Origin of the sequence: Krasilnikovia cinnamomea, assembly GCF_004217545.1 — a bacterium.
GTDB classification, from domain to species: Bacteria; Actinomycetota; Actinomycetes; order Mycobacteriales; family Micromonosporaceae; genus Actinoplanes; species Actinoplanes cinnamomeus.
On record NZ_SHKY01000001.1, the window covers coordinates 4913428 to 4934772 of the forward strand.

21 protein-coding genes and 2 pseudogenes are annotated in these 21345 nt (G+C 68.8%); 10 read left to right on the forward strand and 13 right to left on the reverse strand.

Annotation, left to right across the window (positions count from 1 at the left end; translation table 11 throughout):
- Positions 1-503: 503 nt before the first annotated feature.
- Complete coding sequence (locus tag EV385_RS22555) at positions 504-1643, forward strand: hypothetical protein (protein WP_130511262.1); 1140 nt, start codon at positions 504-506, stop codon at positions 1641-1643.
- 57 nt (positions 1644-1700) lie between these two features.
- The gene (locus EV385_RS22560; protein WP_130511263.1) at positions 1701-2837 is read left to right on the forward strand and encodes a hypothetical protein; all 1137 of its coding nucleotides are present in this window, start codon (positions 1701-1703) and stop codon (positions 2835-2837) included.
- A 21-nt stretch (positions 2838-2858) separates the two neighbouring features.
- Here the strand turns inward: EV385_RS22560 and EV385_RS22565 are convergent, their stop codons facing one another.
- From EV385_RS22565 to EV385_RS22595, 6 genes and pseudogenes are all read right to left on the reverse strand, one after another.
- Positions 2859-3119, reverse strand: coding sequence for a Txe/YoeB family addiction module toxin (locus EV385_RS22565; RefSeq protein ID WP_130511264.1), 261 nt, complete (start codon positions 3117-3119; stop codon positions 2859-2861).
- Entirely contained in the window at positions 3116-3373 is a 258-nt protein-coding gene (locus EV385_RS22570; protein WP_130511265.1) for a type II toxin-antitoxin system Phd/YefM family antitoxin, read from the reverse strand. The genes EV385_RS22565 and EV385_RS22570 overlap by 4 nt, the downstream gene beginning before the upstream one ends.
- Before the next feature lie 207 nt (positions 3374-3580).
- A pseudogene (locus EV385_RS36145) lies at positions 3581-4378 on the reverse strand (tyrosine-type recombinase/integrase).
- 245 nt (positions 4379-4623) lie between these two features.
- Positions 4624-4968: a hypothetical protein gene (locus tag EV385_RS22580; RefSeq protein WP_130511266.1), complete on the reverse strand. Its 345-nt coding sequence runs from the start codon at positions 4966-4968 to the stop codon at positions 4624-4626.
- Positions 4969-5227: 259 nt separating this feature from the next.
- The gene (locus tag EV385_RS22585; RefSeq protein ID WP_130511267.1) at positions 5228-5821 is read right to left on the reverse strand and encodes a hypothetical protein; all 594 of its coding nucleotides are present in this window, start codon (positions 5819-5821) and stop codon (positions 5228-5230) included.
- A gap of 500 nt (positions 5822-6321) precedes the next feature.
- On the reverse strand, positions 6322-6507 hold the full coding sequence (locus tag EV385_RS22595) for a hypothetical protein (RefSeq protein ID WP_130511268.1): 186 nt from the start codon (positions 6505-6507) through the stop codon (positions 6322-6324).
- A gap of 299 nt (positions 6508-6806) precedes the next feature.
- Here EV385_RS22595 and EV385_RS22600 point away from each other — a divergent pair, with 299 nt between their 5' ends.
- The 4 genes from EV385_RS22600 to EV385_RS22615 all read left to right on the forward strand — a co-directional run bounded on the left by EV385_RS22600 (position 6807) and on the right by EV385_RS22615 (position 8663).
- Positions 6807-7079 carry a type II toxin-antitoxin system RelE/ParE family toxin gene (locus EV385_RS22600; RefSeq protein ID WP_207229899.1) on the forward strand — a complete coding sequence of 91 codons (273 nt, stop codon included), beginning with the start codon at positions 6807-6809 and terminating at the stop codon, positions 7077-7079.
- A 111-nt stretch (positions 7080-7190) separates the two neighbouring features.
- The gene (locus EV385_RS22605; RefSeq protein ID WP_242625335.1) at positions 7191-7436 is read left to right on the forward strand and encodes a helix-turn-helix domain-containing protein; all 246 of its coding nucleotides are present in this window, start codon (positions 7191-7193) and stop codon (positions 7434-7436) included.
- A 212-nt stretch (positions 7437-7648) separates the two neighbouring features.
- Positions 7649-7837, forward strand: coding sequence for a hypothetical protein (locus EV385_RS22610; RefSeq protein WP_130511270.1), 189 nt, complete (start codon positions 7649-7651; stop codon positions 7835-7837).
- 136 nt (positions 7838-7973) lie between these two features.
- The gene (locus EV385_RS22615; protein WP_130511271.1) at positions 7974-8663 is read left to right on the forward strand and encodes a hypothetical protein; all 690 of its coding nucleotides are present in this window, start codon (positions 7974-7976) and stop codon (positions 8661-8663) included.
- Between the two features lie 406 nt (positions 8664-9069).
- Here the strand turns inward: EV385_RS22615 and EV385_RS22620 are convergent, their stop codons facing one another.
- Positions 9070-9366: a hypothetical protein gene (locus EV385_RS22620; RefSeq protein ID WP_130511272.1), complete on the reverse strand. Its 297-nt coding sequence runs from the start codon at positions 9364-9366 to the stop codon at positions 9070-9072.
- Between the two features lie 166 nt (positions 9367-9532).
- Between EV385_RS22620 and EV385_RS22625 the strand changes: the two genes are divergently transcribed.
- Both EV385_RS22625 and EV385_RS22630 read left to right on the forward strand, forming a co-directional pair.
- Positions 9533-10486 carry a FadR/GntR family transcriptional regulator gene (locus tag EV385_RS22625; protein WP_165449557.1) on the forward strand — a complete coding sequence of 318 codons (954 nt, stop codon included), beginning with the start codon at positions 9533-9535 and terminating at the stop codon, positions 10484-10486.
- On the forward strand, positions 10483-10992 hold the full coding sequence (locus tag EV385_RS22630; RefSeq protein ID WP_242625021.1) for a gluconokinase: 510 nt from the start codon (positions 10483-10485) through the stop codon (positions 10990-10992). The genes EV385_RS22625 and EV385_RS22630 overlap by 4 nt, the downstream gene beginning before the upstream one ends.
- Before the next feature lie 178 nt (positions 10993-11170).
- On the opposite strand, the pseudogene EV385_RS36150 reads toward EV385_RS22630, so the two are convergent.
- From EV385_RS36150 to EV385_RS22645, 4 genes and pseudogenes are all read right to left on the reverse strand, one after another.
- A pseudogene (locus EV385_RS36150) lies at positions 11171-11509 on the reverse strand (IS1096 element passenger TnpR family protein); the annotation flags it as partial.
- A gap of 4 nt (positions 11510-11513) precedes the next feature.
- Complete coding sequence (locus EV385_RS34395) at positions 11514-12014, reverse strand: hypothetical protein (RefSeq protein WP_207229900.1); 501 nt, start codon at positions 12012-12014, stop codon at positions 11514-11516.
- Complete coding sequence (locus tag EV385_RS22640) at positions 11996-12421, reverse strand: type II toxin-antitoxin system VapC family toxin (RefSeq protein ID WP_130511274.1); 426 nt, start codon at positions 12419-12421, stop codon at positions 11996-11998. Before EV385_RS22640 ends, EV385_RS34395 begins: the two co-directional genes overlap by 19 nt.
- Positions 12418-12663, reverse strand: coding sequence for a FitA-like ribbon-helix-helix domain-containing protein (locus tag EV385_RS22645; RefSeq protein WP_130511275.1), 246 nt, complete (start codon positions 12661-12663; stop codon positions 12418-12420). Before EV385_RS22645 ends, EV385_RS22640 begins: the two co-directional genes overlap by 4 nt.
- 712 nt (positions 12664-13375) lie before the next feature.
- On the opposite strand from EV385_RS22645, the gene istA reads away from it, so the two are divergent.
- Together istA and istB are read left to right on the forward strand one after the other, a co-directional pair.
- A complete protein-coding gene (gene istA / locus EV385_RS22650) occupies positions 13376-14848 on the forward strand; it encodes an IS21 family transposase (RefSeq protein ID WP_130513341.1) in 1473 nt (490 codons plus the stop codon).
- On the forward strand, positions 14845-15696 hold the full coding sequence (istB, locus tag EV385_RS22655; RefSeq protein WP_278044984.1) for an IS21-like element helper ATPase IstB: 852 nt from the start codon (positions 14845-14847) through the stop codon (positions 15694-15696). Before istA ends, istB begins: the two co-directional genes overlap by 4 nt.
- 434 nt (positions 15697-16130) lie before the next feature.
- On the opposite strand, the gene EV385_RS22660 is transcribed toward istB, so the two are convergent.
- Entirely contained in the window at positions 16131-17345 is a 1215-nt protein-coding gene (locus EV385_RS22660) for a TIGR02679 family protein (RefSeq protein ID WP_130511276.1), read from the reverse strand.
- Positions 17338-21342 carry a TIGR02680 family protein gene (locus EV385_RS22665; RefSeq protein ID WP_130511277.1) on the reverse strand — a complete coding sequence of 1335 codons (4005 nt, stop codon included), beginning with the start codon at positions 21340-21342 and terminating at the stop codon, positions 17338-17340. Before EV385_RS22665 ends, EV385_RS22660 begins: the two co-directional genes overlap by 8 nt.
- Positions 21343-21345: the final 3 nt, after the last annotated feature.

Below are 21345 nucleotides of genomic sequence, written 5' to 3' on the forward strand. Positions count from 1 at the left end.
GGAACGGAAGGGCACTGAGGCGCCGTACCTCCGCCGATGACGTGCCCTGCGTGATGAATGGAGCGGGCCACCCTGACTGTCGTCGCCAGGGTGGCCCGTTCGCGTACGCAAGCGGGCCGCACGATGGCGAGCCGGGCGTCCCACTCGTTTCCATGCGCGCGACCATCCAAAGAGGACGCGCGCACCCTGATAAAGCAAGGGATTGCGCCGCTTGCGGACGGGCCCCTGCCACTTGTCAGGCGCACTCGCATAGCGCTATGAGTTTCGGTACTCATAATCCCTCGGTCGCGGGTTCGAGTCCCGCCCGCCCCACTTCGTTCCTGGCCTGCATGTTCATGCCGGCCGGACGTGGCATTGCGCAAACCCGCGGATCGCTCGGGCGTCGTCCCGGGCTGGGTGTGGTAGACGGGTACATGCCCAAAAGCCGTGGTCGTCCTGCGGGACGCGGTAAGCCGAGACGCCCGCAGCGCCCGGTGCGTGAGTTGCGGTTGTCGGATCGGTTGATGCGTTACGCGGTGACGATCGTGTCTGAGGACAGTGTGCTTGAGGTCGAGCGGTGGGCCAGTGGGTGGCTCGGTGCGGCGTGGTCGATGGCGGGGCTGGGCGAGCGTGATCCGGAGGAGATGTTCCATCTGGAGGTGGTGGGCCGGGCGTCGACCCGGCCGTCGCCGCACGGGCTGGCCGCGGTGGCGGCGTTGCGCCGTGTCGCCGCTCCTGGTGAGTGGTCGATGCTGGACGACACGCTGGAGATCTTGTCGGAGAGCCAGCCGGTGCCGGAGTGGTTGGAGGTGCCTGTCTTTGAGCCGGTCCGGGCGTGGCGGGCAGTGGATGTCTGGGACAGCGAGCATGTGTTGTTCGTCGAGTTCGCCGGGCAGACACCGCACACGTTGATGGCCCAGATCTCCCTCGCCGGTGGTGTGCTGGTGGACAAGCTGGCGGTGTTGCAGCCCGGGGCTGCGGAAGCCTGGGATCGGCTGCGTGAGCCCGATGAGGTGCCGATGCTGGCTGTCGAGTGCCCGGTCGAGGTTGCGCTGGCGGAGCTGGCGGACGCGTTGCGGACCACGGACATGACCTGGCCGCGCCACGATGACGACGACTTCGTCGACTTGCGGGCGATGGCCTGGTCGCGATGCCGGTCGTATCTGCCGGAGTTCCGTGACTGGCAGCCGATGGGCGATAAGGAACGGGAACGACTGCTTGATGGCTTCGCGCCGGTCGACGACACGGTCGCCAGGTCACTGGCCGAGCTGTTCCTGGATTACGGTGACGGTTACATGACCAGCGGTCCATTGTGCTGGAGCCCGGAACAGGTCGGCTTGTTCCTGGCCGACTGGCTGCCGCGCAAGGCGGCGCTGGACGCCGGGCAGCGTGCCGCGTTGCCGGACGTGCTGCGGCGCTGGATCCGATACAGCCTGGAACGCCGTGAAGTCGACCCGGTATGGATCAGTCCGGTGGTGGAGGCCGTCGATGCTTTCCTTCCTGCGTTCGAGGAGGCGTTCGACGACACGGCGGCGTGGGGGCCGGCCAAGCAGATCGCCGCGGAGTTGACGGCGCGTGGTATCGATCTCTCCGACTCGGAAGCCGTCGAGGACGCGATGCGGGGACTCAACGCCGAACGCCTCGCTCGATACCTCACCGAATGATCACCCGAACGAGGCACCCTGTGACGGTCTGACTTCGGCAGCTCATAGGTTGGTGGCATGTCGATGTCTGATGGCGCGCTGCTACGACGGGCTGGTGACCTCAAGGGCGAGCTGGTGGCGTTTTCTCAACAGCCCCGCTACGCCCGGGCGGCGTCGAGTTTTCTGGCCGAGTACGGCAACGGCCTGGAAGACGCCGATGAGCAGCGGTGGATGCTGCTCTGGGATTGTTTCGTGCTGGAGCACCGGCTGGCTAACGGCCGGACGGTGGTGGAGCAGTTCGTGGAGGCCCGGCCGGACCTGCCGGAGGTCGAGCGGGAGATGGTGCTCGGCTGGCGCGATGTGGTGCAGGGCCCGTTCGAGGTGCAGCGCAAGGACGGGTCAGCGCTCGTGGTGGAGAGTCTGGTCGACGACTTGACCTATCGGGTCCGGTCGAACATGGGCCCGGCCGTGTTCAAGCAGATGCCGAGCCGCTCGTTCATCATCGCCCGGCTGGTTGCGGTCGGTGACGAGTGGATGCTGAGCGGGCCGGTACAGATCCTGCGCGCCAGCGATCGGGACATCGCCTATCAGCTCGCGCTGGACATGTCCTTGCGTACGCCGGAAGCGGTGTTCCGAAACCCGGACAAGATGGCACTGGCATGGGAACACCAGCGTGCTGACCGGGCACGGTTCGTCGAGTTCTTCGGCACCGACCTGCTGGTGGTCCCGGGAGAACAGACACAGGAGCGACTCGACGACTACTACACGTACTGCCGGGACGCGGTTCTCGGGCCGGACCCGAAGGACGTCCCTCCTGCGGTGTCGATGTCGTTGCCGCCGGACCTGACCGATGCGGAGACGGTGGCGCTGATCTACGACGAGATGGACGGACTCGGCTTCTACGCGGAGTTCGGCCTCGTGGAGGAAGCGTTCGCGAACCCCGACCTGCTGCGACGCCGCCGATGGCGCGAGCAAGCACTGTCCTACATCGAGGACGACAGCGTGGAACCGATGGTCCTGCGCCGGCTGGCTGCTCGAGATCCGGAGAAGGCGAGTGTCGTGTTCCGGCGGCTGCTGAAACGACCACGGTTCGCCTGGAGCCGGGACGGTGAGGCGCTGCTGCGCGAGGTCAAGCCAGGCTATTTCGATCGGCCACCGCGCCCGCGGGTGAGCCCGCTCAGCGAGCGCTTGGCAGAGTTCGCCAAACGCCGCTGAGCAGCAACGATAGGGCCGGCGCTACTCGTAGTGGTACCGGCAGGAGATGATGGTGATCTCGTTGGCCTCGACGGCGTACACCATGCGGTGTTCGTCGTCGATGCGCCGGGACCGGAGCCCTGCGAGGTTGTTCCGGAGAATCTCCGGCTTGCCGATGCCGGGGCCGTCAGGGTCACGTTTGATGTCGGCGATCAGTGCGTTGATGCGTTTGAGGGTCTTACGGTCCTGGGTCTGCCAGTACAGGTAGTCGTCCCAGGCATTGTCGGTCCAGCTGAGCTTCACTCCTCAGGACCGAACTCGCGCTCGGTAGCCCGGCCGGCTCGCCACTGCTCGACGCTCTCGACGAGGCGTTTGGCGTTGGCGGGCGATCGAAGCAGGTAATTGGTCTCCATGATCGAGTCCCAGTCCTCCTTACTCACCAGGACGGCGTTACCACGCTTGGAGACGATCTCGATCGGGGTGTGGTCCTCGTTGACGCGCTCGATGAGCGGAAAGAGGGACTTGCGTGCCTCGCTGGCACTGATCGCTGAAGTCACGATGCCTCCCAAGGTCGTACCGGATATGGTACCACTCTAGTGGTGGCGGTGCGCCGCTCCTGACACCCGCTCGGGACCGCCGACGGCGACCCCGAGTATGACTACCTGCTAGGTGAACTGGTCAAACGTCCCGGTAGCGGGCCGCCGGGGACGGTGGTGGCGTGGTTCGCGTGGTGCAACGTCCGGCCCGCCATGCAAACCCGTAGCTCAGCCATGATGACGACGACTCGGCTTGACCGCCTCGAACACCGGACCGGCCCCCTCAGTCCGCACTGAGTCCGCAGCAATGCGGGCCGCCGCCCGGTCCAACTGGTCCGCGACCTGGTCCAGGTCGTCCTCGAACAGGTCCGCGTACACGTCGAGCGTCATCGCTGCCGAGGCGTGTCCGAGCATCCGCTGGACGGCCTTGACGTTCGCGCCCTCGGCGACGGCCAGGCTCGCGGCGGTGTGCCGCAGCTCGTGCGGAGTCAGGCCCGCCAGTCAGGCCGACTCGGCGGCCCGATCGAACGCCCGGCGACGGAAGTTGTTGGTGCGCAGCACCTCACCGCCCGGCGACGTGAACACCAGATCGTCCGGTCCTCGGCCACCCATGTGCGCCGGCAACGGCGCCACCAGGAATCGGGGGAGCGGCACTGATCGACGCTGGCGCGTCTTCGGGGTGCCGAACACTGCTCGCCCGTTGATCTCCGTGACCGACTCCGCGACCACCAGGCTGCGCCGCACCAGATCAACCCGGCGCACTCGGAGGGCGGCCAGCTCGCCCCAGCGGAGCCCGGTGTACGCCAGCAAGCGGACGATCAACCCGTGCGGCTCTGCGGCGGCGGCGAGCGCGGCGACCTGGGCGTGGGTGAGGAACGCCTTCTCCGCGCGGCCGACGCGCGGCAGTCGTACGCCGGTTGCCGCATTGCGAGGCAACCGACCATCGTGGACGGCGAGCGCGAGCGCTAGCGAGAACACGCGGTGCGCTTGCCGAATCGTGGACGGAGACAGTCCGGCCTGAGCCATGCGGACCCACTCCCCGACGTCGGCGTGCGTGACTGCTGAGAGCGGAACCCGCTCCCACACCGGCAGGATCTGGGTGCGGTGCAGGCTCGCGTATCGGTGCCGCGTGGACGGTCTGTGATCCGACAACAGATACGCGACACATCTTCGCCAGGTGATGCGCGGCAGGCCTAGAACCCTGGCGACGACCTCAGGCGGCACATGCAGGGATCTGGCTGATGTGCGAGCATTTGGGGCGGGTTGGCGAATCAAGCCGGGGAGATGTCGAGCACGTCGGACGATGGAAGTTCGCCCGGGTCTTCGTCCTCGACGCCGACCCACTCGATGCCGCCAAGTACCTCTCCACGCTGCGGGTCCTCGATCGTGAAGAGGAACAGGCCGTCATTGGAGCCACGAACGCTGGCGTTGACGCGTATCGCCATCCCGAGGCCGCGACCACGCTCGAAGTCGATGGAGGGACACCCGCAGCCGCACATGCCGACGACCGCCACGTCCGCCGCCTGGCGCCGCAGGCGTTCGACGTCCTGGAAGTCAACGGTCAGCAGTGCCTCAAGAACTTCTCGCTCTCGCTGCGTGAGCGGTCTCGCGTCCACGCCATGATCGTCTCATTGGCGAAGCGGGGTTCGGCCGCCATCCGCACTCGTACCTGTCGCAGTCCCGTGGCGGATGACTGTCGCGCATCACCCGACGGAGGACATCGAGGACGAGCCGGGGTACTGCCGAATTCACCTTTTTCAGGATCAAGGCGCCGCGCAAGCGCGGCGCACCGTGCGCGCCGCGGCCCGCTGCTGGCGGCCTTCGGCCGGCATCGCGCGTCGCGGCGCGCCGCACCTGACGCGGTGGCCTTGACGGTTACGGCGTGCCAGGCATTCGGCGTACCTCGTTGACCTTCCGGGTGGCGCTGCGACGGCTGCGGGAGCCCGATGCCGACGCGTTGCGCCGCTGCACGACATCGTGTGCGTGGGCGGCTTCCTTGCTGGTCTGCCGGATGATCCGGTCGGCAGCCGGTGGCCCGGGCCAGAACTGCAACAGGTAGAAGTCGACCGGCTCATCGCTGATGCCCACGCGGTGGGCCTGATCCATGCCACGCACGCAGTACCGGACCCGATACTGGCCCGATGGCAGGTTCAGGGGATAGGTGTCGCCGTCCCATTCCTGAACCATCACCTGGTCCGTGGTGGCGGTGAAGGAGACCTCTACGACGTCCTCCCAGGAGTCCTCTACCGGCGGCTCGCTTCCGTGCAGTTCCGCGCGCAGGCTCACCGGCCCCATCTCGATGCCCGTCGTGAGGGTCATGTTTCCCAGGTCCGCTGCGCCGCACAGCCCGTTCGTCTGTCCGCGGTACGTCTCCTGCAGGTCCGGGCGGTCGTCGTCCGGGTCGCTGACGACGTAGAGCTGCGAGTACTCGACCCTCACCTGGCGGTCCATCAGCACCTCGATCGGCATCGGCGTCCCCCGTTCAGCACGAGCCGACTCTTCGTAATGTTCGCAACTTCCAGGGGTGAGGACTCGCGTTTCGCGCGAATCATCCCGGCCCGGGGACATGCCTCCGGCGGGGGCGCTCGGGATCACGGGATGGGGGAGAGCCATCCCGCCCACCATCGACCCAGGCAAGCCGAGCAGACCACCGCCGGGGCCGCCAGCGTCCGTACCTGTCTTGCGGTGGTCTCGTCGTGGCGGCCCCGGTGGCGGCCCGCTCCCCGGAGGGTGGGTCGACGGTGAGCGGGATGGCCGAAGGGCGGGCAGCGGCGTGCGATCTGCGTGCGATTAGTTGTGGTGATCATGGGTGTTCAGCGGTGAGCAAGGGTCAAAGACGCAACCGAGACCGATGCCGCAACGACGAAGCGCCGACCTGCGTTTCCGCTGGTCGGCGCTTCGGAAGCCCGTTTGGGCGCTGGTGGCCAGGGGCGGGGTCGAACCGCCGACCTTCCGATTTTCAGGCGGACCTACGCGCGGTTGTTGGCCGCGGAGCGCGCCCGGCGCCGGGTAAGCACGACGTCCGCAATTATGATGGGTGCCACCGCTGCGGTCCCGACGAGGACGCCCGCCCACCAGGTCGGGTCGAGCAAGAGGCCGGCCACGATGAGGCCGAAGAACACCAGCAGGTAGGCGACGTTCAACCACTTGATCACCACCTCAGCGTAGAGGTCGGCATCCACAGGCTTTACCCGCGGTTCGCCGCCAGCGGTCCGCATCTGGTCCGCAGCACACCGGCAAGCGCCGTCGAGTGATGTCAGGCGCCGAGGGGGATCCCGGCTGCTCACCGTCGCTGCACCCAGGTCGTCGGTCCCGGCTTCTTGATCTCATAATCCCTCGTCGCGGGTTCGAGTCCCACCCGCCCCACGAGTGGCTTTGACCTGCAGTTGGTTCGACCGAACTTTGGCATTGCGCGAACCAACGCTGTGACCCGACCTGGTATAGCATCGCTGCTATGGCCTGGGGTGCTGTCGAACTTGAGCCAGAGGTGGAGAAGTGGCTGGAGAGTCTCCCGACCCCTCAGTTCGCCCATGCGGCGTTCTACGTCGACCTGCTCGCTGAGCACGGGCCGCTGCTGGATGAGCCTCACACGAAGCAACTTGATCGGAAGCTGCGCGAGCTGCGGTTCCACCTGGAGCGGCGGTCGGGTCCGGATCACCTACTGGATCGCGGCCGACCGGAGGATCATCCTGTTGACGGTTTTCCACAAGACGCGCATGCGGGATGAGCGGGAGATCGACCGGGCGCGCCTGGCGTTGGCGCGGTGTATCGACGAGGCGCACGAGGAGGCTGGGTCATGAGTGAAAGTAGCGGTTGGGCCGCGATGCGGGAGCGGCGAATGGCGGAGCCCGGTGCTGCAGAGGCCTACGATGCGGCGCGCCTGGCCTTTGAACTCGGTCGTTCTGTCCGAGAACTTCGAGAGCGCCGAGGGTGGAGCCAAACACAGCTGGCAAAGGCATCGGGAATGACGCAGTCCGCGGTCGCCCGGTTCGAGGCCGGCGGAACTGTTCCTACCTTGGCGGTGCTGGAACGGCTGGCGACGGCGTTGGACGTACGACTCAGGGTGGGTTTCGAGGCCGCCTGAGCCGCGGCGAACCGCGGCTACCGCGGCACTCAACGCACCCCGCGAGGTGTGTGCGACCTGGACAAACGTCCTGGCATCGGGATTCCTGGAACCACCATAGCCCGGTTCGCATGGTGCAACGTCCGGTCCACCTGCGCAAACATGGCGGGAACCCGCCTGATCGAGCGTCGCATGACGCGGTCCGTGACATGAGCGGTGCTAGCGTCGGGCTCATGACGCGACAGGCGGCTCCCCGCCAGCGACAGCGCGGCACCATCGACGCACTTCCCAGCGGCGCGCTCCGCGTCCGCGCTTATGCCGGGGTGGATCCGCTGACGAAGCGGCGGCACGACCTCACCGAAGTGATCCCACCTGGACCGAACGCGGCCCGCGAGGCCGAGAAGAAGCGGACCGGCTGCTGAACCAGGTGGACGAGCGGCGCGACCCGCGGACCCGGGCGACCGTGAACCAGCTGCTGGACCGGTGGCTTGAAGTGCTCCACGTCGAACCGTCCACGCGGCGCGGCTACGTGCTGAAGATCGAGGACATGTCCGGCCGATGCTCGGCGAGGTCCAGGTGGCCAGGGTGGACGCCGAGCTGCTGGAGACCTTCTACGCCCGGCTGCGCAAGTGCCGAGATCACTGCGACGGCCGCCGGTATGTCCAGCACCGGACGTCGCAACCACACGAGTGCGACGACCGCTGCCGGCGGCATGCCTGTGTGGGCTTGTCCGCGTCCACGATCCGCCAGATCCACTGGATCCTCAATGGGGCGCTCGACCGGGCCGTGCGGTGGAAGTGGATCGCCATTAACCCGGCGGAGCAGGCAGACAAGCCGGCATTGCCGCATCCGGATCCGCAGCCGCCGAGTGTCGATGAGGCGGCCCGGATCGTCACCGAGGCGTGGCGCGACCCGGACTGGGGGACGTTCGTCGACGCCGAAACGGCCGCGGTGCCGGCCGAGCACAAGCATCGCTGGCAGGAACGACTGGACGCGCTCGGCCTGGAGCTGCGCCTGGTCCGCGTGCCGACCACCGTGCGACGGACATCGGCGGGTCAACGGCTGTATTCGCGCACCGCGGTGGAGTGCCCGCCGCCCGTGCCCGCTCGGCCTGACGAGCCGGCCGCGCCGCAGGCCCGTGAAGGCCGCTGGCCCGCCGGCCGAGGCGCAGGCCTGCCGCGCCACGACACGGAAGGGCAACCCGTGCCCGATCAATGCGCGGCCGTCCGGCCTGTGTCACGTGCATGACCCCGCTGTGCGGTGTGAGGCGGTGAAGAAGAACGGCCAACGGTGCACCAACGCCACCGGAGGCGGCCGCTGCCCCTGTCCACCGCGACCGCCCATCATTCGAGGACGCCGCGACGCTGCTGTAACGGCCCGCCCGGACGTTCCAGGGCTTCGCTCACACTGGGCGGCATCTCCCTCACCGGTGCCACCCTGTATGGAGGATGGTGCGGGGAGGGAGTGCCCCACCACACCCACGACGTGTACACGGGGCCGTTGATCGATGGGGGAGACTTCCGTGAAGCCTCACGGCGAATCACGCTATTCGCGCTGCGCCTGCACTGACTGCCACAGCGGCCCAACTCCTCTTGGGACGACGGGTCGGGCCGGGCTCATTCTTCCGCCGGGATGATTCACTGGAGGTGGGCGTCTACTCGCGCTGATCGACGAACCGCCGCAAGATCGTCCACGTACGGTCGAGCACACCGGCGAATGTGGCCGCGCCGAACAACAGCCCCACTACCACCTGGTGCGTCTGAACGTACATCAGCCATCCGCCGAGCATGGCGAACACCGTGGCGACCAGCGCGGAGATGACGAATTGAACCGAGGTCTGCAACTTCGGGTGCCCTGCCGGCTGGGCAGGCACCCGTGGCCCGGAGGGCGTGGCCGGTTGCAGCGCGGGAATACGGTCAGCTTCGCTGTCACCGTCCTCATTCTGGATCATGATGGGCTCTCTTCTCTCGCCTAGCCAGGCGCCGCCGGCCGAATCCGGAGGCGCAAACGTGGTAGTTCAACGTGGAGTCTGTAGACAGGTTACGGAAGACTTTGTGGCTCCACCAGATCCCGGGTCAGTGGATGTCCAATTCGGTCGAACCTGGTACGGTCAGGCCATGGTCGACAATCCCGAAGACGCCAGCAGCGACACCGGTCCCGAATCGCAGCTGAAATCCGCACCCGAACAGGCCCTGGATGCGATCGGCTTGTTGATCGTCGAACAGAAGCCGGGATTCCGGGACGGAGATGTGATCAGCGCCGAAGCTGTCGCCAGACGCACCGGCGTCAGCAAGGCCACCGGCCGTGACGTGATTCAGGCGTTGAGCCAGATGCGGCTGGTGCAGATCACTCCGCGCGTCGGCGCCACCGTGCAGAAGCCGGAGGAGTGGAACATGCTCGATCCGTCCGTGATCGACTGGCGGCTCCAGCTGCGCTCGTCACGCCTCGTCCGCCGTGCTCTGGCCGAGCTGCGCGACGTGCTCGAGCCGGCCGCCGCCCGCTTCGCCGCACAGCGCGCCACCGCGGACGTGTGTCAAGAGCTGTACTGGCTCGCCGAGGACCTGTTCGAGATCGGGCATCGGAAACCGTTCACCGAGGCGGACCGGAAACAGTTTCGCGACGTCGACGGGCGGTTTCACACTGCGCTGCTGGCCGCCTCCGGCAACGAGGCGTTCCGCAGCCTGGCCCATGTCGTCGTGGGGGTGATGAATTACCGGATCGACCGGCAGTGGGCCGGAGACCAACACCGGGCCCGCCCTGCGCAGCTTCCGAGCGGAGACGTGCCCGATTTTCCGAACAGTCCCGAGCCGATCGCCCTGTGGTTACACCGCTGCCTGGCCCGGGCCGTCGTGCACGGCCAGCCGGAGGCTGCGTACGCGTTCAGCCGCGGTCAGCTGGCTGAGATCGACGACGGGCTGCTGCTGGACGCGGAGCTGCGCGCGGCGATCGTCGCCGGCTTCGACAGCATCGAGCTGACGGCCGCCGAGCGCCAGGAGGCTCGTGACGTGTTCGACACGTGCCTGCAAGAGGCCAGGGAACGGCAGCGCCGCAGGACGGGATGGGACCAGTGAGTGTACCGATCGTCGTGATGGGGGTTGCCGGCTGCGGAAAGAGCACCGTGGGCAGTCTGCTGGCCGATCGCCTAGGCCGGCCCTACAGCGAAGCCGACGACTTCCACCCGGCCCGAAACATCACCAAGATGGCGCGGGGTTTGCCGCTCGACGACGTCGATCGGCTGCCCTGGCTGCGGGCGATCGGCCGGCGGATCGTCGAGCTCCGCGGCGACTTGGTCGTATCGTGTTCGGCGCTGCGGCGCAGCTACCGAGACCTGCTGCGGCAAGCCGACGCTCGGACCGTGTTCGTGCACCTGCTCGTCGACGAGCAGACCGCGTCCGCCCGCGTCGCCGCCCGGACGGGGCACTTCATGCCGGCGGCTCTGGTCGCCTCGCAGTTCGCCGCACTCGAGCCACTGCAACCGGATGAGGCCGGTGTGCTCGTGGAACCCTGCGGCGATGTGATGGCCGTGGCCGACGCCGCCCAGCGTGCCATCGAGACCCGGCTGGGATTGACCGCGTGACCGCACCGATGCCACTTCGGCCCCGCTCGGGAAATTGATCCGACGTCGCGCGGGTCAGCCCGGGACCTGGGTCGTCGATCAGCGACTCGTCAAGTAGCCACTCGACGGCCCGGCGGGCGGCCCGGGTGTCATGGAAGTCGTACCAGGGCTGCAAGAGGTCTGTGTCGGTCTGGATGACATGGTCGAGCCGGTCCAGGCGCAATGTCGTGGGCACGGCCAGGCGTCGCCACACCGGCGGGTCAATGTCCAGCAGAGTGACCTTGATCTGAGCGATCTGATCACCTGGCTGCACGGCAGCGAACCTGGCGCGCAGGATCTTCTCGGCGGCAGGGGACAGGTGCGATGTTTCGCCGTCCTCGGTCAGCGCGCCGAACGCGACCAACTCGCCGGCAGCGCGGCGCAGGTCGCGGTCGGTGGCTGTGCGGATGTGCCCCAGTTGCTCCGTGATGGCTCCGTCCAAGTTGTAGCGGATGGAGAGGGTGGACCAGATCTGTTCCTGGGCCTCCTCGATGCGCACGGCGTCACCGCCTCCAACGATGCTGGCGAACAGTACGGCGATCCCGTCGCTGAAGTCCTCGCCGAGCAACGAGGGCGAACCAGCCGGGCGGGCAGAGTGCTCGGCCGAGTTGGTCGAAGGCGGTGAACATGACGATCCACAGATCCGCGGGCTGGTCCAGCAGGCGCTGATTCTTCTTCACCGGCACCAACCGGTCGTGCACGACTCGGAGAAGCCCGACTGCCTTGGCCCAGGCCACCACGATCGCCAACCGGGGAAGTTCGGCGCTGCTACGGGTGCGGAACATCCGGGTGCCGATCACCGGGTCAAATCTCGTCGCAGGTTCCAGAAGACCGACCAGGTGCCGGGCGTCGGCCATGGTCAACTGACCGGTCTGGGGCGGTTTGCGGCCGGGACCGATCCAGCGAGTCAGGGCGACCACCTGCCGCAAGGCCGGTGCTGATGCCGCTGCGGCAGCCAGGTCCTCTTCAGGTATTCGTGTACCGATCAGTTGGGCGGCTGCCACGGATCAAGAAGGCTGATGCCGGTATCGACGAAGTCTCTGGTGTTCCGGGTGGCCAGAGACGCCGCTTGCGAGCGGCAGATGGCGGCGATCTGAGCATCGAACCCGCTGATCGGGTTACCCTGCTTCTCCCGTTCAGCGACGATGTCGGCGTAGGCACTGGCGGAGGCGAGGTCGAAGGGCAGGACCTGGCGAGGGAAGGCCGCGAAGATCTCGTCGGCCGCCTGATGCAGCGATTTTCGCCGGCGGCCCTCCGGCAGGCGCGCGATGCCGTATCGGATCTCGGCGATGGTTACCGCGGTTGTGTACAGCCCGTAACCGGAACTCCGCTGCAGCCAGGCCAACACCGCCGGAGCTGGCTCGGACCGCATGAGTTCGGAGACCACGTTGGTGTCGAGGACGATCGTCACTCCGGCAGACTCGCAGCCCGGGGCGGGGTGGTACGCGGCGGCAGGTCGAAGTCGGCGCCGCCGAGCTGGGCGAACCGGTCCGTGAGAGCGCTGAACAGATCGGTTCGTGGTGCGTCATCGGTGACGGCAGTGGTCAGGATGGCGCGTATCTCGGCCTCCATGGAACGGCCGTTGCGGGCGGCGCGAAGACGTAGCTTCTCCTTCACCGCATCGTCGAGATCTCTGATGCTGAGAGCCGCCATGGATCCTCCCTCGATGGCAGAAGCTGATAGCAATGCTAGCGCGCCACCCGGGCATGTCGCGCCCGCCGCGAGTGACGGGTTGGGCGTATCGACCCACTCTGTGACGGATGTGCCGGCACCACCGCCACCCCACAAACCACACGCCCGGCGACAACCACCCCTGACGGCCCATCCGAATCGGGCCGCTGAGAACCCCTCAATCCCCGACGTGAAGGAGGTGCCCAGGATGCGGCTCAGGCAGGGGTTCCCCGCCGAGAACGGAACGTCGCGCTCTAGCGCTGATCTTGGGCAGCGATACAGACCTCATGCCGGTACCCTCGCGCAATGTCATTTCGGGAGGAGCCTCGGCGGCAGTTCGCGGCGGAATCGGAGAGCGAGGACGTCGCGCGCACGCGGTTCTACGCCGCGGGAACGGCGTCTCCGATGGGCGTGGGGCTGCACTGGTCTGGGCGTCCTGGAAGTCATCGCGGTGGCGAGTTTCACGTCCTGAACAGGACATCGTTGCAAGGCAACAGGTGCGAGCGGACAGGCGAAAATCCTTGCTGACGGACAGTTGAGTCCCGGCTCGCGGACACCGGAATTCCTGGTGGGCGGTCAGGTGATCTCCGTCATGGCCACGTGAAGTGGATCTCTCCGGTCGGGTTGGGTGCCGGTTGCTGACCTTGCAACCCGACCGACCGGAGAGACCGTGACCAAGTCTGACAGGGAGATCATGGAAATCTTGGAGGCGTACGACCTGACCCGCTGCGCGTACTCAGCGGGGCAGTTGGCCGGCTGTGATCCGAAGACGGTGCAGCGGTATGTGGCGGTGCGCGACGCCGGCGGGGACCCGTTCGTGCGGGTAGGGCGGCCGAAGTTGATCGATGCGTTCCTGCCGAAGGTCGAGGAGTTGGTGGACCGGTCGCAGGGAAAGATTCGGGCGGATCGGGTGCATGAGCGGCTGGTGGCGATGGGGTTCACCGGCACCGAGCGGACCACGCGGCGGGCGGTGCGGGCGGCCAAGGACGCGTGGCGGGCCGGGCGGCGGCGCACGTATCGGCCGTGGGTGCCCGAGCCGGGGCTGTGGCTGCAGTTCGACTGGGGCGACGGGCCGCGCATCGACGGGCGGCGCACGAGTCTGTTCTGCGCGTGGCTGGCCTGGTCCCGGTTCCGGGTGGTCATCCCGACCTGGGATCAGACGTTGGGCACCCTGGTGTCGTGTGTGGACGCCGCGCTGCGGCGCATCGGCGGCGCGCCAACGTATCTGCTCGGCGACAACGCGAAGACCGTGACGGTGGAGCACGTGGCCGGGGTGCCGGTGCGGCACCCGGTGATCGTGGCGGCGGGCCGGCACTACGGCTGCAAGGTGGAGTCGTGTGAGCCGTTCGACCCGGAGACCAAGGGCGGCGTGGAGGCCACCGTGAAGATCGCCAAGCAGGATCTGGTGCCCACGTCGGCGAATCTGCGCGGCCAGTACACCAGCTTCACGGAGCTGGTAGTTGCCGCGGACGAGTGGTGTGATCACGTCAACGCCCGGCCGCATCGGGAGACCGGGGTGGCGCCGGTCGAGCGGCTGGCCGTCGAGCGGGAGCTGCTGCATGTGCTGCCGGCCGACCCGCACGCCGCCGCGTTGGGCGAAGAGCGGCTGGTCAACGACGACCAGACGGTGCGGTTCGGGTCGGTGCGGTACTCCACCCCGCCGGGGCACGTCGGGTCGCGGGTGTGGTGCCGTGTCGTGGGCGACGAGTTGGCCATCGCCGCGATGACCGGCACCGGCGTGGCCGAGATCGCCCGGCACCGGCTGTCGACTCCGGGCCACCCGCGGATCGCCGACGAACACTACCCGGGACATCCCGGCGGCAACGGGCCACGCCCGCCGCGGCCACGGGCCCGAACCCGGCAGGAGGCGGCGTTCCTGGCCCTCGGCGCGGGTGCCCACGACTGGCTCGTGGAGGCCGCTGCCAGCGGCGCGACCAGGGTGCGGGCCAAGATGGCCCGGGCCGTGGAGTTGGCCGCGATCGTCGGCGCCGACCGGGTCGACCACGCGTTGGGCCTGGCCGCCGCGGCCGGCCGGTTCGCCGAGCACGACCTGGCCGCGATCCTGGACCACCTGTCCTGCGCCGGCGACCCGGCCGACGTAGTGGTCGCCGACGAAGCCCACTCGGCCCAGCCCGGCACCGGCCCCTGGACAGGATTCGGCGCATGACCACCGACACCACCACGGACCTCACGATGGACGTGACCACCCCGGCGCCGCGGCCCCGCGGCCGGCGCACCACCACGGCTCCGGCGGCGCCGGCGTTGCCGGCCGAGCTGGAGGCGCTGCTGCGCCGGATGCGACTGCCCTACCTGCGCGCCGCCGCCCCCGAGGTCATCGCCACCGCCAAGGCCCAACGCTGGGACCCCGCCGAAGTCCTCCGCGTGCTGCTCACCGAGGAGGTCATCGGCCGTGACGCCGCGACCCGGCGGATGCGCCGCAAGAGCGCGAACTTCCCCGCCGGCAAGACCTTCGCCACCTGGCGACCGGACGAATCGTCGATCCCGGCGGCCACTCAACAGGCGCTGTCCACCCTGGAATGGATCGGCCGAGCGGAAAACCTCGCCATCGCCGGCCCGTCCGGCACCGGCAAGAGCCACTTCGTCGAAGCCCTCGCCCACACCGCGATCGACAACGACCTGCGGGTGGCCTGGTTCACCCTCGAAACACTGACCACCGCGGTCGGCCGAGCCAAGGCCGACGGGTCCGTGGCCCGCACCGTCGCCCGGATCTGCCGGGCCGACCTGATCGTGGTCGACGACATCGGCATGCTGCCCGCCGGGCAGGACGCCGCCGAGGCGTTCTACCGCGTCGTCGACGCCGCCTACGAACGCCGGTCGGTGGCGGTCACCAGCAACATCCACCCGTCCGGCTTCGACACCATCATGCCGAAGACCCTGGCCACGGCGACCGTGGACCGGCTGCTGCACCATGCCCACCTGATCACCACCAAGGGCGACAGCCACCGCCTGGCCCAGGCCCTCGCCGGCAAGGGGGTGCAGCCCTTGACCACCTAAACCCAGCAGGAGATCACCTGGCCACCAGCACGGAATTCCGCTGTCCGCCCACACGGAGGTCACAAGACCGCAGGACAGGACTTCGTCCTGACCGTTGACAACAGGGAGGCAGTCGTTGACCCTCAGGGTGATTCGGAGAGTCTCGACGGGTACGCGAAACAGGTCGGACGGGCCAGTGATGACGCCCCCGCGATCGGCGGCTACCTGCACGGTACCCACCGCCGGACGGAACGTTGTCCAGCGGTGGGCTGATGAAACTCTGGGTCCACCGGTCCATCGGACCAAGACGGTGTTGATGCGTTTGAGGGTCTTGCGGCCGTGGGTTTGCCAGTACAGGCAGTCGTCCCGTGGTTCGCATGGTGCAACGTCCGCTCCGCTCCACGCCTGGCCCGCGTGTTCATGTCGGCCGGATGTGACATTGCGCAAACCACAGGTCAGAGTCCGCTCCCGCCGGTGGGAGCCGGCGGCGTTGGGGTGCCCCGAAGGAGGTCGTCCAGCAGTGTGCCGATGAGCCGCTCCTCCATTACCGATCGGCCGGTAGCAACCATCGCCTCCGCCAAGGAGTGATCCCAGGGGCTGGCCGCCGGAGCGCCGGTCAACGGCAGACCGATCGCGTCGACATCGAGGTAATCGGCACCGGACATTCGCCACGGCACGGCGTCCGGGTAGCGGGCGAGCGCGGCGGCGGTCAGCCGGATACCGGCCCAGTCGAAGTCGTTGCGCCATCGGATCACAGTGCCCGCCGCCCGGCTCGCCAGTAGCGTGTGGACCGCGACGGACGGCACTCCTTCGGTACAGATCAGCGGGGCCGTAGCGTGTCCCGCCGCGGCTCGCAGTACAGCCGGGTTCTCGCACACGTAGATTTCCGGAACCGACAGGGACAACGGCGCGAGTCGCATCTGGTGCAGGGTCACGCGAAACGGCACATGAGCCTTCGCGGCGGAGGACAGCCAGTCGCCGAGAAGGCCGCCGGTGGCGGGAACGTTGAGAACCAGGGCCTGGCTGGCGAGGTCGTCGGGGACCAACCCGGCCATCTCCCAGAGTGCCCGTTCCTGTTCCGCTCCGGTCGGTGGCTTGACCTGGTGCCAGGCGGCCAGCGCCCGGAGCACCAGTCCGCGCACCGGCCCCTCCGCAAAGGCCTTGGTGTCGCCGAGGACCCGTTCGGCGAAGACCGGCATTGGTTCGGCGCTGACCGGCAACCCGTCGAGTGCTGTCAGCACTCGAGAGAACAGTGGTCCGCTTCGGGTCATCCGGGTGAGTGTCCCGTCACGGCGCAGGCTGCCGATCCACTCCTCGAACCAGGGCCGGCCGGCGTGGCGGCTTCCGGCGGCCAGGGCGAGCATCGCCTCCCGCGCCTCGGCGAGGGTGGCGCGCTCGGCGGGGCGGTCCCGGAAGGGGCCCACCGCTGACGGCAGATCGATGTTGTGGGCGTTCCGCAGGAAGGTATCGATCTCGGACAGGCGGATGGTGACCCGGCTGACGCCAGCGGGTCGATGCACGCCGGTCACCCCGATGACGACGTGCCGTTCCGCTTCATCCGGCGCGGTCAGCGAGACCGTCCCGGCGAGGCTGCCGCCAGTGCGCTCCAGGCTGCGCCGGGCGGCGGCCAGCAGCCGCCGCCAGCCCGGATCGGTAGTGAGCTCAGGCATGCGACGAGACGGTACGGGTCGACGGCGAGCCCAGCGCCGCAGCAAGCGTCCCGTCGAAGTCAGCCACGTTCACGGCGCCGTCCCAGACGAGCAGGACCGTCGACACGGCGTGTTCGACCGTGGAATGCGACAGGTCGTAGTGGGCGCATCCGGTCACCGCCGGATGGGTGGCCCACAGGTCGTACCCGGTCATGAACAGATCCAGGTCGAACTGTTTGGCCAGCGACATCAGCTCGCCGCGCCCGTTGTCGTCGACGCCGGCGAACGCCTCGTCGAGTCCGAGCAGCCGGGGCGCGTCCGGGCGGGCCGATCCGAACAGCGCGTTGGCCGCCGCGAACAGCGGCAGGTGCAGCGACACCGACTGCTCACCACCGGAGAGCTGGCTGTGCCGGGCACGGGTGAGCGGCTCAGTGACACCGCCGGGCCGATGCAGGGTGAACGCGAAGACCCGCCACTGCCGGTAGTCCAGCACCTCAGCCAGCAGTTCCCGGTAGGGCTTCTCCGGGGCCTGAGCGCGGGCCGACTTGATCCGGGCCGCGAAGTGTCGGCGCAGGGTGGTCAGCTGGCCCGGCCCGAGTCGTGCCGGGTCCCGTTCCAGCAGTTTGCACACCTCACGCTGCTCTGGGTCGAGGTCGTCGGAGAGCCGCCAACCCACGCCGACGGTCAAACCGGACGACATCCGCCGGGCACGCATCTGCTGGTCCATCGCGTCGACCAGGTCGCGGGCCTCGATCGTACGGCGGTGGATCTGCCCGGCCAGCTGGCCCAGCAGCGCGTCCTCGAAGACCCGCTGCTCGGCGTCGGTAAGCAGTTGTTCCTGGTCTCGGCGTTCTCCGGCAATCCGTTCTGCGAATTGCGCGACCGGTGTCAGGCCCTGCTCGTCGGCGACCCGCACGACGATGACACCCTCGTCGGTGTCCCATTCCGGCCGGTGGTCGAGCCCGGCGGCCGGCAGTTGCGCCTGCAGGTCGGTGAGGGCTCCGGTCAGCCGGGTCGCGCTCTGCTTCAGTGAGGTCTCGGTCGGGCTCAGCTCGCGGGTGGCGTTGAGGATCGCCTCGTGCAGCGCCACGACCGCCGGATCGAGATCGTCCTCCGTGGTGTCGGTGGCCGGCCACCGCAGATGCGGCGGGCAACGGATCAGACCCAGAAGATCACTTTGAGCGTACGGGCGGAGCCGCACCGCCTCCCGCTGGGCCTCGACGATCGCCTCGGCCACGGACCGCTCGCCGACCTCGACCCGTGCGACCGCGCCGGCCCGGCTCTGCAACGCCGCGCTGTGGGCTGCCCTGGCCTCTTCCAGGGCCTGCTCCGCGCCGGTGACTGCCTCCTCGGTCTCGGCCACCTCGGCCAGCACCCGGGTCGCCTCGGCTCCGATGGCCGCGGACAGGGTGCGCAGTTCCTCGTCCTTCTCGGTGTGCCGGGCGTGCGCCGCTCGCGCGGCCTGACCGGCCGCTTCGGAACGTTCCTCCGACTCGGCATGCCGTTCGGCGGCCTCCCCGGCGAGCACGTCGGTGGTGTCCGCGCTGTCGTGGGCGTGCCGCAGTTCCACTCCGAGCCGGTCGAACCGGTCCAGCGCCGCAGCGGTCGAGTCGAGTCGTTCCACCGGCAACGATCGGTCTGCGCTGGCCCGGCGCAGCCCCGTGCCGGCGGCGGCCTGGCCGGCCACGGCCGCGTCGAGCCGGCCTGCGGCGTCGACGGCCGCCTCACGGCGTACCCGTAGCAGGGTCGCGGCCCGGTCCAGTGCGCGTTCGGCGTGGGTGATCGCCGTCCGCGCCGGTAGTGCCGCGCCCGCCCGGTCCACTGCGGACAGCATCTCCCGCCGGGACTCGCGGGCGGCTTCGATGTCGTTGATGTCCCGTTCGAGGGCGGCGATCCGGCGGTCGCAGTCGGCGATCCGTGCGGCCCGGCGCGCTGCGCGGGCGGTCGCCCCGATGTATTCACAACGGTCCTTGGTGAACCAGCCGACGCCGGATCCCTGGGCCCATCGTCCGTCGCCGGTCACTCCGGAAGGACCGGTGATGTTGCCGAGCGAGATACCGCGGAGCACTGTCGTGATCCGGTCGGCCGACACGAGATCCTGGTCCTCGGGCACGAGCACGGCGGCCAGCGTCTCGCCGGTCTGCTCGCCGGAACGCAGGTAGGCGTCTTGCTCTTCGCCGTCCCCGGACGGGTGCACCCAGGCGTCGAGCAGGCCGGCCGCGTGCAGGGCGGCCTCGATGCCGGCCGCCTCCCGCTCCGGTGTCCCGTCGGCGAATCGAACGAGACGCCACAACGGCGCGCCGGCCCGGTTCTCCCGTGACGCCGGGCGGGTCGGGGACGGCGGCGGTGAGTCGTCATGCTCGGCAGCGATGAGCGTCCGCTCGTCCACCGCCGTTCGGCGTTCGGTGGCCAGCCGGTCGGATCTCGAACCGAGCGCGGCAACCTCGTCCCGGATCGCGCCGACCGGAGCGGTCATCCGGTCGTGGTAGAGGTCCCGCAGCGAAGGGCTGGTGACCGCCTCGGCGAGAGTGTCCGGTAGATCGGAGACGTCCAGGGTGGTGAACAGTTCGGCGTGCTCGGTTCCCCAGGTTCTCACCGCCTCGGCCGTCTGCTCGCAGGCCTCCTCGAGGGCGTCGCCGGCCTGTTCCTCCGCCAGGGTGGCGTCCTCCGCCGCGGCACGGGCGGCACGGTCGGCTTCCGCCGTCCGCACATGTTCGCGTTCCGCCTCCGCCAGCCGGTCCGCGAGTTCCCGGATCGCCCGCACGTCCGCACGGCGCGCCGCTGACCGGGAGGCAAGGCGTGTCGCCAACCCGTTAGCGTCCGCATCGCCGGTCCGCCATTCGACGCCGCCGGTTTCCGCCTCCGACGCGAGTTCGGCCGCCACCCGGCCGACCTTGGCACGCGCGTCGTGCAGCGCCGCGGCGGCCCGCTCGGACTCCGCCCGCCGTTTGGCGGCGACGTCACGCTCCGCCTCGACCTGCCGGTCGGCGCGGCGGGCGGCGTCCGCCAGATCGTGCACATGCCGTTCCAGGTCGGCCAGTTGTTCGTGCGAGCGGTAGGCGGCCGAGCTCTTCAACCGGTCCAGGTGCGCCCGCAGCCGGCCGGGCTCACCCTCGACCGTACGCAGCCGCTGCTCCGCCTCCGCCGTCTGCTCACCTGCCGCCTCAGCCTCGTCACGTGCGGCGGCCAGCGCCCTGCGGCGTACGCCCGCGTTGTCCCGGCGCGCGGTGAGCGCGTCGGCCGCGGCCCTCGCGTGGGTCCGCAGGTAGGTGGCGTACACGGCGAGGAAGGAGGTGGTCGCGGCGTCGGCCGCGACCAGCCCTTCGAGGGTACGGGCGACCGCCTCCATGTCGTCGAACGAGCGCGCTGCCTCGACCAGCAGGTGGTCCTCCACCGGGCGCAGGCCGCGTTGCAGGGTGCGGGACAGTTCCAGCGGGTTGAGATCCTTCGCCAATTGCGGCTTTCGCAGCGTCAGCACCAGGTCGAGCAGTTGCTCGTAACGGGCCGGGCCCAGACCGAACAGCTTCGTGTCCACCAAATGCCGGTACTCCTCGGCCGAGTCGCGTACCGCCTCCACGCCGAGCCGGTCGATCAGGTCCCGCCGGGACACCGGCCGGTCGTCGGCGTCCAGCAGCGACAGGTCCACCCCGACCCGGCCGTCGGCGACGAAGTGCCAGCGGGTCACCCGGTCGTTGTGCCGGTGGGCGCGCAACCCGATTCCGATGGTCACGAACCGCTCGCCGTTCCCGAATTCCATCCAGACGTACGCGTAAGCCGTCTCCTGCCCCCGATAGAGCAAATTCGACTTCATCGTCCGGTCCTCGCCGGCGAACGGGTTCAGCCGGCGCGGCTCGATCCGTCCGTCCAGCACGAACGGGAACAGCACCTCCAGGGCCTTGGTCTTGCCCGAGCCGTTCGGGCCGCGCAGTACGAGCCATCCGTCGACGAACAGGAACTCCTCGTCGCGGTAGTCCCAGAGGTTGATGATGCCGGCGCGAGTGGGGGCGAAACGAGCCAAGAC

What these genes read in the sequence shown, in the direction of transcription:
- EV385_RS22555 (WP_130511262.1), top strand. Translation starts at nt 504, where the DNA reads ATGCGTTACGCGGTGACGATCGTGTCTGAGGACAGTGTGCTTGAGGTC.
- EV385_RS22560 (WP_130511263.1), top strand. Translation starts at nt 1,701, where the DNA reads ATGTCGATGTCTGATGGCGCGCTGCTACGACGGGCTGGTGACCTCAAG.
- EV385_RS22585 (WP_130511267.1), bottom strand. Translation starts at nt 5,821, where the DNA reads ATGCCGATCGAGGTGCTGATGGACCGCCAGGTGAGGGTCGAGTACTCG.
- EV385_RS22600 (WP_207229899.1), top strand. Translation starts at nt 6,807, where the DNA reads ATGGCCTGGGGTGCTGTCGAACTTGAGCCAGAGGTGGAGAAGTGGCTG.
- EV385_RS22605 (WP_242625335.1), top strand. Translation starts at nt 7,191, where the DNA reads ATGGCGGAGCCCGGTGCTGCAGAGGCCTACGATGCGGCGCGCCTGGCC.
- EV385_RS22610 (WP_130511270.1), top strand. Translation starts at nt 7,649, where the DNA reads ATGACGCGACAGGCGGCTCCCCGCCAGCGACAGCGCGGCACCATCGAC.
- EV385_RS22615 (WP_130511271.1), top strand. Translation starts at nt 7,974, where the DNA reads ATGCTCGGCGAGGTCCAGGTGGCCAGGGTGGACGCCGAGCTGCTGGAG.
- EV385_RS22620 (WP_130511272.1), bottom strand. Translation starts at nt 9,366, where the DNA reads ATGATCCAGAATGAGGACGGTGACAGCGAAGCTGACCGTATTCCCGCG.
- EV385_RS22625 (WP_165449557.1), top strand. Translation starts at nt 9,533, where the DNA reads ATGGTCGACAATCCCGAAGACGCCAGCAGCGACACCGGTCCCGAATCG.
- EV385_RS22645 (WP_130511275.1), bottom strand. Translation starts at nt 12,663, where the DNA reads ATGGCGGCTCTCAGCATCAGAGATCTCGACGATGCGGTGAAGGAGAAG.
- istA (WP_130513341.1), top strand. Translation starts at nt 13,376, where the DNA reads ATGGAAATCTTGGAGGCGTACGACCTGACCCGCTGCGCGTACTCAGCG.
- istB (WP_278044984.1), top strand. Translation starts at nt 14,845, where the DNA reads ATGACCACCGACACCACCACGGACCTCACGATGGACGTGACCACCCCG.
- EV385_RS22660 (WP_130511276.1), bottom strand. Translation starts at nt 17,345, where the DNA reads ATGCCTGAGCTCACTACCGATCCGGGCTGGCGGCGGCTGCTGGCCGCC.